Here is a 13816-nt window from a genome sequence, read left to right as displayed (position 1 = left end):
CGCAGCAGCAGGCGGGCGCCACCGGCCCCGAGGGCGATCCGGCCGGGCGGGCTGAACAGGAGCAGCGCCGCGGCGCCGATCAGCCACCAGGGGGCGGCCGGCGCCCACGCGTAGCCGCCGAACCGGTGCAGGGCGTGCGCGAGTGTGCCGAGCAGGACTGTCCAGCGCAGCCCTGTCAGCGTGAACAGCGGTACGAGGAGCAGGAGCTGGGCGAGCTTGGCGCGGGCCGGGACCGGGGTGATCACGCGCCGGTCGCCGTCCTCCTGGACGGACCGCTCCAGGCGGCGGGCCAGCTTGCGCAGGACGGGCCGCTCGTAAAGGTCGATGACGGCCGCGCTGGGGTAGCGGGTGCGCAGCCGGGTGGTGAGCCGGGCGGCCGCGAGGCTGTTGCCGCCGAGGGCGAAGAAGTCGTCGAGGGCCCCTGTGACGGGGACGCCGAGCGTCTCGCCCCACTGCTCGGCGAGCCAGGCCTCGGTGCCGTAGAGCTGCTCGGCGGGGCCGGTGGTCGGCAGGTCCGGCAGCGGCCAGGGCAGGGCGTCGCGGTCGACCTTTCCCGAGGTGCGGGTGGGCAGTTCGGCGACGGGGACGAGCAACGGCACGAGCGCGGCGGGCAGTGCGGCGCGCAGCTTCTCCACGGCGGCCGCGTGCACCCAGCCCTCCTGGGTGACGAGGTAGCCGACGAGCAACTGGTTGCCGCCGCGCGCGGTGCGTACGGCGGCGGCCGCGCCCCCGACGCCGGGCAGCGCTTGGAGGGCGGCGTCGATTTCGCCGAGCTCGATGCGCCGGCCGCCGAGCTTGACCTGCTCGTCGCCGCGGCCGAGGAAGACGAGGCCCTCCGGGTCGGCCCGCACGAGGTCGCCGCTGCGGTACGCGCGCTCCCAGCCGAGGGAGGGGAGGGGTGCGTACTTCTCGGCGTCCTTGTCGGGGTCGAGATAGCGGGCCAGGCCCGCGCCGCCGATGACGAGTTGGCCGCTCGCGCCCTTCGGCACGGGCCGGCCCGCCTCGTCGACGACGGCCACCTCCCAGCCGGCCAGTGGCAGTCCGATCCGGATCGGTTCGGCGCCGGTCATCAGGGCCGCGCAGGCGACGACGGTGGCCTCGGTGGGACCGTAGGTGTTCCACACCTCCCGGCCCTCGGTGACCAGACGCTGGACGAGTTCGGGCGGGCAGGCCTCGCCGCCGAAGATCAGCAGCCGGACCTCGTTGAGGGCCTCGGGCTCCCACAGCGCGGCGAGCGTGGGAACGGTGGAGACCACGGTGATCTCCTGCTCGGCGAGCCACGGCCCGAGGTCGGCGCCGCTGCGCACCTGCGCCCGCGGCACCGGCACCAGGCAGGCGCCGTGGCGCCAGGCCAGCCACATCTCCTCGCAGGACGCGTCGAACGCCACCGACAGACCGGCCATGACCCGGTCGCCCGGGCCGATCGGGTCCTCGGCCAGGAAGAGGGCGGCCTCGGCGTCCACGAAGGCGGCGGCGGAGCGCTGGCTGACGGCGACGCCCTTGGGCCTGCCGGTCGAGCCGGAGGTGAAGATGATCCACGCGTCGTCGTCGAGCCCGGGGCGACGGGCCGCGGTCTCCGAGGGCTGCGCGACGGCGAAACCGTGGCCCGCGCCGATCACCGTACGCACGCCGGCCTCGCCGAACACGAGCCCGGCCCGCTCGTCCGGGTCCTCCGCGTCGACGGGAACGTAGGCCGCGCCCGCGGCGAGGACGGCGAGGATCGCGACGTAGAGCTCGTTCGTGCCGGAGGGCACGCGTACGCCGACCCGGTCCCCGCGGCCCACCCCGGCGGCGGCCAGGCGCCGGCGCAGCCGCTCCACCTCCGCGTCCAGGGCGCGGTAGGTCAGACGGCGTACCCCGTCGTCGAGCGCGAGCTCGTCGGGGTGCGCCCGCACGGTGGTGTCGAGGATGTCGAGGAGGGTGCGCGGGGCGGGGGCGTCGCCCGTGGTGAAGAGCGCCGGTTCGTCGAGGCCGCCGGTCAGCTCCGCTTCGAGCCGGCTGAGCTCCGCGGTGTCGCGCGTGGCTTCCATCGGGTCCTCACGTCGTGATCACGGCGTCTGCGGGGCGCGGTGCGGGTGCCCTCGATACGCCCGGGATCGTCCGGCCCCGGGGCAGGACAACCGGGATATATTAGGGGGCTTTCGGCGTCTCGTCGCGAGTCGGGCCGGTCGGACGGCCCCGCCGCAACGCGAACGCCACCCGTGATCAGCGTCACGGGTGGCGAAGCGGCGGCCTCTCAGGACCGGCCGGGACTGCTCGGTCGTACTCAGCAGCACTCGGTCGTGTTCAGGTGTCTTCCGCGGTGCTCAGTGGACCCATTCCTCCGCGGTGAGGGTGTCGCGGGTCTCCGGCGCCCAGGCGAGGCTCACCGCCCAGCCGGCCAGCAGCACCAGCGTCAGCCAGCCCATGGTCCAGCTGACGCCGAGGGTGTCCAGGCTGACCGGGAGCAGGAAGGTGCCGAGCGCCGAGGCGATCCGGCTGGTGCCGTTGAGCAGGCCGACGCCCGAGGCGCGCAGCGCGGTCGGGAAGAGCTCCGCCGGATACACCTGGGTGACGTTCGACGCTCCCGCCATCACGAAGGTGTAGATCACGAAGGGGATCATCAGGGCCCAGCTGCCGGCGTCGCTGAGCACGGCCATGGCGCCGAGGGCGAGGGCCAGGATGAGGAAGCTGTGCACGGTGAACGGGCGACGGCCCATGCGCATCATCGGCCACAGTCCGAGCACGCCGCCGAGCAGCAGCGCCACGTCGATGACGATGTTCTGCGCGGTCGCGTCCCCGATGCTCAGGGTGCCGAGGATCTGCGCGGTGAACGTGTAGATCGCGAAGTAGGGCAGCACCTGGGCGCTGTAGAAGATGATGCCGAACCAGGTCTTGGTGCCCTGTCCGCGGGCGAACAGCTCCCGGTAGCGGGCGGCCGGGGCCGGCGCGGCCGGGACCGGGGGAGCCGCGTCCGGGTCGATGTCCTGCTTGAGGTACTTGCGGCGGATGCGGGTGGCCTCGGCGTACCGGCCCTGGGTCGCGAGCCAGCTGGGCGACTCGGGGATGCCGATGCGCAGCAGCAGGACCAGGAGCGCCGGCACCGCACCGCTGGCGAGCAGCAGGTGCACGGCCAGGTCGGTCTCGGGGATCAGGGCGCCGAAGATGTTGGCCGCCACGTAGCCCACGGTCCACAGGACGGTCAGCGAGCCGAGCAGCAGTCCCCGCAGCCGCTGCGGGGAGAACTCCGAGAGCAGCGTCGGCCCGACCGCGTAGTCCGCGCCGAGTCCGAAGCCGATCAGCAGGCGCAGGGCGAAGAGGGTGGCCGGGTCCTTCGCCCACAGCTGGAGGGCCGAGGCGAGCGCGATCAGCACGAAGTTGTACAGGTACAGCCGCTGCCGGCCGATCCTGTCGGCCACCCTGCCGAGCAGGATGCTGCCCAGGAAGAGCCCGATCAGGGCCGAGGCGCCGAGCAGTCCGGACCACACCCCGGACAGACCCATGCTGGTGTCCAGGAACGGCAGCACCGCGCCGATCACACCCAGTGCGTAGCCGTCGGAGAAGTTCGCGCCGAACGTGGTCGCCGTCACCCGCAGATGGAATCTGGTGAACGGTTCCGCGGTGCGGTCCGGCCGGGGCGTCTGCGATCCGTGGTGTGGCGGCGAGTGCACGGCAGAGCTCAAGGCTGACTCCTCGGAGGCTGGGAGGCGTGGTGCGTGGCGCGGGTAGAGGGAGATCCTTCACGGCTTCAGTGCGTCAGCATGAATGACTAATTTCAGTAAGGCAATGGGTTGAATGGAAAGAAACGGAATGGTGGCGCTCGTCTCCCCGGGACGGTCTGAACTGCCCGGTTCCGGGCGGCCCGGTGACGGATGGCCGGGTCAGCGGACAGACGTGCGGCGGGCAGGGCGGTGGATCGGCATGGGGAGACGAGGGGGAACGGGAACGGTGGGGCGCTCTTCGGGTGCCACTCCGCACGCCGTGAGTCCGGCGTCGCCGACGTCGCCCGAACCGGTCGGAAGACCAGGTTCCGGGTCCTGACGTTCCTGGACGCGGATCCGGATGACTATACCGTGGTATTCACGGCCAATACGTCACAGGCAGTGAAGCCGGTCACGGCGACGCACCCGCTCCGCCGCCTGGTCACGCGCCCGTGCGGAACACCTCGGCGGTGAACGCGCACGGCACGCACCGACAAAGAATGCGCCGCCCGGTAGGGGGCGGCGCAGGGGTGAGTGCGGGTGCGGGGGATGGCCGGTGTCCGAGGCGGTCGGCCCGTTCTAGCCGGTCACGGCCTCGGTCGTCGGCAGGTCCACGGGGTACGGCTCCCCGAAGTCGGCGGAGCGGCTGACCTTCTCCCAGGCGGACGCCTCGGCCTGCTCGGCGCGCGCGTGGTCCAGGGCCATGTCCACCGCGTTGACGCCCAGCAGGAGGTGGCCCGGCACCTCGCCCTGCTGGACGGTGCGCACGACGATCTCCGCCGCGCGCCGCGGGTCACCGGCGGCCCCGGCCGTGTTCTGCCGCATCAGCCGGTTCATCGCGCCCACGGTCTCCTCGTACGCCTCGGGCACGGGGTGGACCGTCATCGACGAACCTGCCCAGTCGGTGGCGAAGCCGCTGGGTTCGACGACCATCACGCGCACCCCGAACGGGGCGCTCTCGACGGCGAGGACGCGGCTGAAGCCGTCGACCGCGAACTTGGCCGCCTGGTAGGAGGCGATGCCCGGCGATCCGCCGACGCGGCCGCCGACCGAGGAGAACTGCACGACGGTGCCGGCTCCCTGGCGGCGCAGGGTGGGCAGGGCCGCCCTGGTCACGTGGTAGACGCCCCAGAAGTTCGTCTCGAACTGGGCGCGGAAGTCGTCGTCGTCCGAGGTCTCGATGGGCGACACGTTCGCGTACCCGGCGTTGTTCACCAGGACGTCGATGCGGCCGAAGCGGGCCACCGCCGCGTCGACCGCGGCGCGCGCGGCCGCCGGGTCGGTGACGTCCAGGGCGAGGGGCAGCACGCGGTCGCCGTACGCGGCGAAGGGTTCGGTCAGCACCTCGGGGTTGCGGGCCGTGGCCACGACGAGGTCACCGGCCTCCAGGGCGGCGGTGGCCAGGGCGCGGCCGAGGCCGCGCGAGGAGCCGGTGACGAACCAGACCCGTCGGCCGGCGTCCTGGGGCAGGTCCTCGCCCATGTCCTGCATGTCCTTGCTCGTGTTATTGCTCATGCATTTAGTGAAACACCGTTCTCTTAATAACGCAACACTGGTGCCTTAAACGATCGGCCTCCTATGATGTCCGCATGACGGAGCCTGCCTTCCAGCGCGCACGCAGTGTCCGGGCCAAGCAGGCTCGCGAGGCGGCGATCCTCGACGCGGCCCGGGCACTCGGGCGCGAGCGCGGCATCCGGGACGTGACCCTCACCGACATCGCCGCGGCCGTGGGCATGCACAAATCGGCCCTGCTGCGGTACTTCGAGACGCGGGAGCAGATCTTCCTCAGGCTCACCGCGGAAGGGTGGCGGGAGTGGTCGGCCGCGCTGCGGGGCGAGCTCGGGGGCGGCGCGCGTACCGGCACCGCCGAGATCGCCGCCGCCTTCGCCGCGACGCTGGCGGCGCGCCCCATGTTCTGCGATCTGCTGGCCCAGGCGCCGCTGAACCTGGAGCGCAACGTGTCGGTCGAGTCGGTGCGCACGTTCAAGCTGGTGACGCTCGACGAGGTCGACCTGATCGGCAAGGAACTGCACCTGCTGCTCGGTCTGACCGAGCAGCAGGCCGTCGACACGGTCGCCACGGCGACCAGCCTGGCCGGGGCCCTGTGGCAGATGGCCACGCCGGGCCCGCGGCTGCGCGAGCTCTACACCAGCGACCCGCGGCTCGGGCACGCGGTCGTCGAGGTGGAACCCCGGCTGCGTCGCGTCCTGACGGCCTTCCTCAACGGGCTGGAGCACACGGCGAGTTGACGTGCGGGGCCGGACTCGGCAGACGCCGACGGCCGCGGCGGACGCCTCGGGGCCGGCATGCGGCACCGATCCGGCTCGCCAGGGCTCCCGCCGCCGGTGTCGCCGTCAGTCGCAGCGCCCTGAGCCGTCTCGTCCTCGGGTCCCCACATCGCCGTCGGGCAACGGCAGTTGACGCCGCTCCTTTCTGTTGTCGTCGCGACGGCGCGAGGGGTTGCCGGGTCAGTGCGTCATGCGGTGACCTTGTCGACGAACGCGGCGACGTTGGTCACGGTCCGCTCGATCTTCTGCTCCGTCGTGAGCGTCTCGTGCACGCGCGATCCCATGCCCGCGTCCTTCTTCCCGCGCACGTAGAGCGAGCAGGCGAGGTCGCTGCAGATGTACGCGCCCACGGAGTTGCCCTGCTTCCCTGCCTTGCCCGCCTTGGGCGCGACCAGGAGCGAGACGCCGCCGGTGTGCGTGGTCACGCACATCGAGCACATGCTGCGGCGTGTCTGCCAGGACGCCGCGTGCGAGGCGCGCAGTGCGACGCCGCGCAGCGCGTCGTCGACCTCGACGACGAGATAGGCGCGGTCGGGGGCCTGGGGATCCCGCCAGCCGAAGAAGTCGAGGTCGTCCCAGGGGCGCTCGGCCAGGTCGTGCGGGATGTTCATGCGCTTCGCCTCGCCCTTGGTGAGGTTCACGAAGGCGGAGCGGATCTCCGGTTCGGTCAATGGCTTCATAACAGTGAGGCTAATTTGCCTAAAGGCTTTAGGCAAATGCATAATGGTCGAGGTCCAGAGAGAGGTCGGTCATGGTGCGAGTGGGGCTGAATACGGAGCGCCTGGCGCGGGCGGGAGCGGAGCTGGCCGACGAGGTCGGCTTCGAGCACGTCACCGTCTCGGCGCTCGCCCGGCGGTTCGACGTCAAGGTCGCGAGCCTGTACTCGCACGTGAAGAACTCGCACGACCTCAGGACCCGGATCGCCCTCATCGCCCTCGAAGAGCTCGCCGACCGGGCCGCCGACGCCCTCGCGGGACGCGCCGGCAAGGACGCGCTGACCGCCCTGGCGAACGTCTACCGGGACTACGCCCGCGAACACCCCGGCCGCTACACCGCGGCCCAGTTCCGCCTCGACCCCGAGACGGCCCTCGCCAGCGCTGGTCCCCGGCACTCGCAGATGACCCGCGCCCTGCTGCGCGGCTACGACCTGAGCGAACCGGACCAGACGCACGCGGTCCGGCTGCTCGGCAGCGTCTTCCACGGCTACGTCAGCCTGGAGATGGGCGGCAGTTTCAGTCACAGCGCCCCGGATACGGACGTCACCTGGGCGCGGACCCTTGACGCACTGGACGCCCTGCTGCGCAACTGGCCCGAGCCGGACGCATCACCCACCCCCTGATTCCCCTCCGTCACCCGCACCCAAGGTTGAGGCCATGCACACCGAGGACCGCTGGATCACCACACCGCTGACCGCCGAGCTGCTGCGCGGCGCGATCGACGTCGAGCAGACCGAACTCGGACTGCTGCCGCACCGGTTGCCCGCCTGGGCCCGCGCCCAGAACAGCGACGGGCAGCTGGCCCAGGTCGAGGCCCAGCCCTCCGGGGTGCGGCTCGCGTTCCGCACCCGCGCGAGCGCCGTCGAGCTGGAGACCCTGCCGACCAAGCGCGCCTACGTGGGCATACCGGCCAGGCCGGACGGCGTGTACGACCTGCTCGTCGACGGGCACCTCGTCGGGCAGGGCAGCGTGCGCGGCGGCCACACCCTGACCATCGACATGGCCGCGGGCACCGCCGAGCGCACGTCCGGCGAGCCCGGCACCGTGCGCTTCAGCGGCCTGCCCGACGCCATGAAGGACGTGGAGATCTGGCTCCCGCACGACGAGCGCACCGAACTCCTCGCGCTGCGCACCGACGCCCCCGTCGAGCCCGCCGCCGACCCCGGCCGGCCCGTCTGGCTGCACCACGGCAGCTCCATCAGCCACGGTTCCGACGCGGCGAGCCCCACGACCATCTGGCCCGCCCGCGCCGCGGCCCTGGCCGGCGTCGAGCTGATCAACCTCGGGTTCGGCGGCAGCGCCATGCTGGACCCCTTCACCGCGCGGACGCTGCGGGACACCCCCGCCGACCTGATCAGCGTCAAGCTGGGGATCAACCTCGTCAACTACGACGTGATGCGGCTGCGCGCCTTCGGCCCTGCCGTGCACGGCTTCCTCGACACCGTCCGCGAGGGGCACCCCACGACGCCGCTCCTCGTCGTCTCGCCGCTCCTGTGCCCGATCCAGGAGGACACCCCGGGACCCGCCGCACCCGACTTCAGCACCCTCGAGAGCGGGCAGCTCAAGTTCAAGGCCATGGGCGACCCCGCCGAAACGGCGTACGGAAAGCTCACGTTGAACGTGATCCGGCGCGAGCTGTCGCGCATCGTGACGCAGCGCGCGGCCGACGACCCGTTCCTGCACTACCTCGACGGCCGCGAACTCTACGGCGAGGCCGACTTCGCGGAGCTGCCGCTGCCCGACGACATCCACCCCGACGCGGCCGCCCACCACCGCATCGGCGCACGCTTCGCCGAGCTCGCCTTCGGAGCCCGCGGAGCCTTCGCGAAGCGCTGATCCGGGGCCGCCGCGGGGCCGCTGAGCGAGCGGGTTAGCATATGAGCGCCGCCTAGCTCGAAAGAGATGCACGTGACTGTCAATGACGACTCGTTCACCAATTGGAAGCACCGCGAGGAGACCGCGGAGTCGATGATCCCGATCATCGGGAAGCTGCACCGCGAACGGGACGTGAACGTCCTGCTGCACAGCCGCTCCTTGGTGAACAAGTCGGTGGTCAGCATTCTCAAGACCCACCGGTTCGCCCGCCAGATAGCCGGCGCGGAGCTCTCGGTCACCGAGACGATGCCGTTCCTGCAGGCGCTCGCCGCGCTCGACCTCGGCCCCTCCCAGATCGACATCGGCATGCTCGCCGCGACGTACCGCACCGACGAACGCGGCCTCGGCGTCGAGGAGTTCACCGCCGAGGCCGTCGCCGGCGCCCTCGGCTCCGAGCGCGTCGAGCGCGGCAGCGGCCGCGACGTCGTCCTCTACGGGTTCGGCCGCATCGGCCGCCTCGTCGCCCGGCTCCTCATCGAGAAGGCCGGCTCCGGCAACGGCCTGCGACTGCGCGCCATCGTCGTGCGCGGCGGCGGCGAGCGGGCCGCCGAGGACCTGGTGAAGCGGGCCTCGCTGCTGCGCCGCGACTCCATCCACGGCCAGTTCCAGGGCACGATCACCGTGGACGAGGCGAACCGCACCATCGTCGCCAACGGCAACGTCATCAAGCTGATCCACGCGAACGACCCGTCCGAGATCGACTACACCGCGTACGGCATCAAGGACGCGATCCTGATCGACAACACGGGCAAGTGGCGTGACCGGGAAGGACTTTCGCAGCACCTGCGTCCCGGCATCGACAAGGTCGTCCTGACCGCCCCCGGCAAGGGCGACGTGCCGAACATCGTGCACGGCGTCAACCACGACACGATCAAGCCCGACGAGCAGATCCTGTCCTGCGCCTCCTGCACCACGAACGCGATCGTGCCGCCGCTGAAGGCCATGGCCGACGAGTACGGCGTGCTGCGCGGCCACGTGGAGACCGTCCACTCGTTCACCAACGACCAGAACCTGCTGGACAATTACCACAAGGCCGACCGGCGCGGCCGCTCCGCACCGCTCAACATGGTCATCACCGAGACCGGCGCCGCGTCCGCCGTCGCGAAGGCGCTGCCCGACCTGAAGGCACCGATCACCGGCAGCTCGATCCGCGTCCCGGTCCCGGACGTGTCCATCGCCATCCTCAGCCTGCGGCTCGGCCGCGAGACCACGCGCGAGGAGGTCCTCGACCACCTCCGCGACGTCTCGCTGACCTCGCCGCTCAAACGCCAGATCGACTTCACCACCGCCCCCGACGCGGTCTCCAGCGACTTCATCGGCTCGCGGCACGCCTCGATCGTCGACGCGGGAGCGACCAAGGTCGACGGCGACAACGCGATCCTCTACCTCTGGTACGACAACGAGTTCGGCTACTCGTGCCAGGTCATCCGCGTCGTCCAGCACGTCTCCGGAGTGGAGTACCCGACCTACCCGGTGCCCGTCCCCGCGCTCTGACGGACCCCGGCCGGCCGGATCCGAGGCCGCCTTCGCGTCACGCGAAGGCGGCCTTCGCCGCGTCCCGGCACCTCGCGGACAGCCGCACCTTGACCAGGTGATCACTTCGGGCGCAGGATGAGGGCATGTTCTCGCATCGCTTCCACGCTTTCGGGTCGGCCACCGTGCCGGACCGATGTGGGTGCGCGCGCAGCGGCTTGTAGCGGACGCTCGTCCCTCGTCGCTTCTCTCCGTACGTTCCGCGGTGCCCCCTGCTCCGGCTGCCGGTGCCGCGCCCGTACGGACGATCTCCCCGCCTTCCTCAGCCACGCGCGCCCACGGAGAGTGCCCATGTCCGTCACGGAAATCCCGACGTCCTCCACTGTGTTGCGACCCGCCCGCATTCCCGACGACGGCCTGTACGAGGGCCGGCGACTGCTGCGGCGCACCCCCGAAGGGTGGCAGGAGCGTCCCTACGAGTTGTTCGACGTCGTCCCGCAGGCGGCCACCATCGGCGCGGAGATCCGCGGGATCGACCTGTCCCGGCCGCTGTCCGACACGCTGCGCGCCGAGCTGAACCGGGCGCTGCTGGAATGGAAGGTGCTGTTCTTCCGCGGGCAGCACCTGAGCAGTGAGCACCAGCGCGCATTCGCCCGGAACTGGGGGGAGTTGGAGACCAATCCGCTCCTGGAGCGCGGCGACAGCGACGAGGTCGTGCGGTTCGACAAGAGCGCCTCGGGCATGCCGAGCTTCGAGAACGTGTGGCACACCGACGTCACCTTCCGCGAACGGCCCGCCATGGGCGCCGTGTTGCAGCTGCGCGAGGTCCCGCCCTTCGGCGGCGACACCATGTGGTCCGACATGGCGGCCGCGTACGACAACCTGCCGCACGCCGTGCGCTCCCGTATCGACGGGGCCGTCGCCGAGCACGACTTCCTGCCCGGCTTCCGCAGGTTCTACGGGCCCGAGCGCCTCGCTCAATGGCAGGACGCGTTCCCGCCCGTGACCCATCCCGTCGTGCGCCGGCATCCCGAGACAGGACGGCGCATGCTCTTCGTCAACACCTCGTTCACGACGAGGATCGTGGGCCTCGAACGGGCCGACAGCGACCGGCTGTTGCGGCTGCTCTTCCAGCAGGCGCACGTGCCGGAGTTCCAGGTCAGGTTCCGGTGGCAGGCGGGCGACATCGCGTTCTGGGACAACCGCGCCACGCAGCACTACGCCGTGGCCGACTACGGCGACGCCCGCCGCGTCGCCGAGCGCGTCGCCATCGCGGGGGACCGGCCCCACTGATCCGGTGCCCGCCGGCGTCGGACGGTGCAGGAGTGGTCCGGGGCGCACGCGACGGGGCCCGGCCGTGTGGCCGGGCCCCGTCGTGGAGGAACCGTGTCAGGTCACGGGCGCGATCGACCGGCCGGCCCACTGCGGAGCCTGCTCCGTGAGCTCGTCGAAGCGCGCACGGACGGCGTCCGGGAACACGGCGGCGCGGCCGGCCTTCTGGTCCACGTGCACCGCCAACAGCTCCGTCGTCGCCACCGGCGCCGCCTGCGGATCCGGTGCGGCGGCCTCGTCCGCGACCACGTACATCTCGTGCGTGAAGCGCGCCTTCTTCGCCGCCGCGCCCAGGACCCGGGTGCGGATGGCGAGTGCGGCCCCTTCGGGGACGTCGCGCAGATAACGGATGTGCGACTCGACCGTGTAGAGGGAGCAGCCGGTCGCCTCGCGGTAGCCGGAGTGCAGGCCCGTCTCGATCATCAGGGCGTCCGTGGCGTGCCCGAAGGCCAGGACGTAGAAGGCCTCGCTCATGTGGCCGTTGTAGTCGATCCACTCGGGGCGGACCGTCCTGTGCAGCAAGGGAATGCCGGTCATCGCGCGCCTCCCAGCCGGCCCGTGGCGCGCAGCACGTCGATGACGCCCTTGTCGCGCTCGGCCACCAGCTCGGCGATGGTGCGGCCGTCCGCCGCGTCGTCGCAGCCGGCGACCACGGAGTCGTACAACTGCTTGTCCAGCTCGGGTGCTTCGAGGCGGGTCCACGGGGACTTCAGGGACGGGCCGAAGTGGTCGAGCATGTGCGCCATGCCGCCCTCGCCGCCGGCGAGCGCGAACGTCAGCATCGGGCCCATGACCGCCCAGCGCAGCCCGGGGCCCTCGGTGATCGACGCGTCGATGTCCGCGACCGTCGCCTCGCCGTTGGCGACCATGTGCAACGCCTCGCGCCACAGGGCCTCTTGGAGCCGGTTCGCGATGAACCCGGGCACCTCGCGGTCCATGGTGATGACCGACTTGCCCGCCGCCTCGTAGAAGCGGGAGGCCCAGGCCACGGCCGCCGGGTCCGTGTGCTCGCCGCCGACGACCTCGACGAGCGGGATCAGGTACGGCGGGTTGAACGGGTGCCCCACGACCAGGCGCGAGGGGTCCGCGGCCGTCGTCTGCATGTCCGTCATCGGGTAACCGGACGTCGAGGACGCGATGACGACCCCGGGCGGCGTCGCCGCGTCCAGGCGGGCCAGCAGATCGCGCTTGAGGTCCAGCTTCTCGGGGGCGCTCTCCTGGACGAACTCGGCGTCGGCCACGGCCTGTTCGAGGGTCGGGGCCACCGTGAGACGGTCGCGCGAGGCGTCGTCCGCGAGGCCGAGCGCGATGAGGGCGGGCCAGGCCGCGTCGACCAGGCGGCGCAGCTTCAGCTCGGCGTCGGGCGCGGGGTCCCACGCGGTGACGTCGTAGCCGCGGGCCAGGAAGTGGGCGACCCAGCCGCCGCCGATGACGCCTGCGCCGACACAGGCGACGCGGCGTACGTCCTGGGGGAGGGGGGAGTTCATCAGTGGCCCGCCTTCCTGAGACCGAGCAGATCGCGGGCCTCGTCCGGGCTCGCGACGCGCGCGCCCAGGGACTCGGTGATGGTCACGGCGCGCTCGACGAGCTGGGCGTTGGTCGCCTTGTTGCCCTTGCCGAGGTACAGGTTGTCCTCCAGGCCCACGCGGACGTGCCCGCCCAGCAGGATGGACTGCGCCACCCACGGCATCTGCATCCGGCCGAGCGCGAAGGAGGCCCAACGGGCGCCCTCGGGAAGCATGTTGACCATCGACTGGAGCACGCCCGGGTCGGGCGGTGCGCCCCACGGGATGCCCATGCACAGCTGGAAGACGGTCGGGTCGTCCAGCAGGCCCTCGGCCAGGAGCTGTTTGGCGAACCACAGGTGGCCGGTGTCGAAGATCTCCAACTCCGGTCGCACGCCCAGCTCCTGGACGCGCTTGGCGCCCGCGCGCAGCATGTCGGGCGTGGAGACGTAGAGGTTCGAGCCGTCGCCGAAGTTCAGCGAGCCGCAGTCCAGGGTGCAGATGTCGGGGAGCAGGTCCTCGACGTGCGGGAGCCGTTCCAGGCCGCTGACCAGGTCGGTGCCGGGCAGCTGGGTCAGCGGGGCCTCGGGGTCGATGACGAGGTCGCCGCCCATGCCGGCGGTGAGGTTGATGACGACGTCGGTGCCGGTCTCCTTCACCCGCTCGACGACCTCGCGGTACAGGCGGGGGTCGCGCGACGGGGCGCCGGTCTCGGGGTCGCGTACGTGGATGTGCACGACGGCGGCGCCCGCCTCGGCGGCCTGGACCGCGTTCTGGGCTATCTGTTCGGGGGTCACGGGGACGTGGGGGCTCTTGCGGACGGTGTCGCCGGCGCCGGTGAGGGCGCACGTGATGATGACGTTCTCGGTGATGGGCATGTGGGGGCCTCCCATGGTGGCGAACGGGGCCGGGGTCTAGGGCGTGTTGTGAAAGTCCCGCCTGCCCCG

Annotated in this window: 12 protein-coding genes; 5 read left to right on the top strand and 7 right to left on the bottom strand. The window is 71.7% G+C overall.

The annotated features are described in order from the left end of the window. The 3 genes from G3I40_RS21065 to G3I40_RS21055 all read right to left on the bottom strand — a co-directional run. Positions 1 to 2030, bottom strand: a 2030-nt coding sequence (locus tag G3I40_RS21065) for an amino acid adenylation domain-containing protein (protein ID WP_164303689.1), incomplete at its 3' end; no start/stop codon positions are given. Positions 2031 to 2306: 276 nt separating this feature from the next. After that, complete coding sequence (locus G3I40_RS21060) at positions 2307 to 3569, bottom strand: MFS transporter (RefSeq protein WP_343244983.1); 1263 nt, start codon at positions 3567 to 3569, stop codon at positions 2307 to 2309. A gap of 690 nt (positions 3570 to 4259) precedes the next feature. After that, positions 4260 to 5162 (bottom strand): SDR family NAD(P)-dependent oxidoreductase, encoded by a 903-nt coding sequence (locus tag G3I40_RS21055; protein ID WP_164303690.1) that lies wholly within the window; start codon positions 5160 to 5162, stop codon positions 4260 to 4262. Positions 5163 to 5269: 107 nt separating this feature from the next. On the opposite strand from G3I40_RS21055, the gene G3I40_RS21050 reads away from it, so the two are divergent. Continuing rightward, entirely contained in the window at positions 5270 to 5929 is a 660-nt protein-coding gene (locus G3I40_RS21050; RefSeq protein WP_164303688.1) for a TetR family transcriptional regulator, read from the top strand. A 227-nt stretch (positions 5930 to 6156) separates the two neighbouring features. Here G3I40_RS21050 and G3I40_RS21045 read toward each other — a convergent pair whose 3' ends face one another. Further along, positions 6157 to 6648 (bottom strand): FBP domain-containing protein, encoded by a 492-nt coding sequence (locus tag G3I40_RS21045; protein ID WP_164303687.1) that lies wholly within the window; start codon positions 6646 to 6648, stop codon positions 6157 to 6159. 71 nt (positions 6649 to 6719) lie between these two features. Here G3I40_RS21045 and G3I40_RS21040 point away from each other — a divergent pair, with 71 nt between their 5' ends. From G3I40_RS21040 to G3I40_RS21025, 4 genes are all read left to right on the top strand, one after another. Next, positions 6720 to 7307, top strand: a complete 588-nt coding sequence (locus tag G3I40_RS21040; protein ID WP_164303686.1) for a TetR/AcrR family transcriptional regulator — start codon at positions 6720 to 6722, stop codon at positions 7305 to 7307. A 34-nt stretch (positions 7308 to 7341) separates the two neighbouring features. Then, on the top strand, positions 7342 to 8520 hold the full coding sequence (locus G3I40_RS21035; protein ID WP_164303685.1) for a GDSL-type esterase/lipase family protein: 1179 nt from the start codon (positions 7342 to 7344) through the stop codon (positions 8518 to 8520). 72 nt (positions 8521 to 8592) lie between these two features. Continuing rightward, complete coding sequence (locus tag G3I40_RS21030; RefSeq protein WP_164303684.1) at positions 8593 to 10053, top strand: glyceraldehyde-3-phosphate dehydrogenase; 1461 nt, start codon at positions 8593 to 8595, stop codon at positions 10051 to 10053. A gap of 330 nt (positions 10054 to 10383) precedes the next feature. Beyond that, positions 10384 to 11325 (top strand): TauD/TfdA family dioxygenase, encoded by a 942-nt coding sequence (locus tag G3I40_RS21025; RefSeq protein WP_164303683.1) that lies wholly within the window; start codon positions 10384 to 10386, stop codon positions 11323 to 11325. Positions 11326 to 11421: 96 nt separating this feature from the next. Here the strand turns inward: G3I40_RS21025 and G3I40_RS21020 are convergent, their stop codons facing one another. From G3I40_RS21020 to G3I40_RS21010, 3 genes are read right to left on the bottom strand one after another with little or no spacing between them, the layout of a single operon-like run. Then, positions 11422 to 11901, bottom strand: coding sequence for a thioesterase family protein (locus G3I40_RS21020; protein ID WP_164303682.1), 480 nt, complete (start codon positions 11899 to 11901; stop codon positions 11422 to 11424). Next, positions 11898 to 12851 carry a 3-hydroxyacyl-CoA dehydrogenase NAD-binding domain-containing protein gene (locus G3I40_RS21015; protein WP_164303681.1) on the bottom strand — a complete coding sequence of 318 codons (954 nt, stop codon included), beginning with the start codon at positions 12849 to 12851 and terminating at the stop codon, positions 11898 to 11900. The genes G3I40_RS21020 and G3I40_RS21015 overlap by 4 nt, the downstream gene beginning before the upstream one ends. Further along, complete coding sequence (locus tag G3I40_RS21010; protein WP_164303680.1) at positions 12851 to 13747, bottom strand: 3-keto-5-aminohexanoate cleavage protein; 897 nt, start codon at positions 13745 to 13747, stop codon at positions 12851 to 12853. Before G3I40_RS21010 ends, G3I40_RS21015 begins: the two co-directional genes overlap by 1 nt. Between the last annotated feature and the right edge of the window lie 69 nt (positions 13748 to 13816).

Source organism: Streptomyces sp. SID14478, from assembly GCF_010548525.1.
GTDB lineage: Bacteria > Actinomycetota > Actinomycetes > Streptomycetales > Streptomycetaceae > Streptomyces.
The sequence above is the reverse complement of the archived record's forward strand: the minus strand, read 5'-3'. Positions and strand labels throughout refer to the sequence as shown.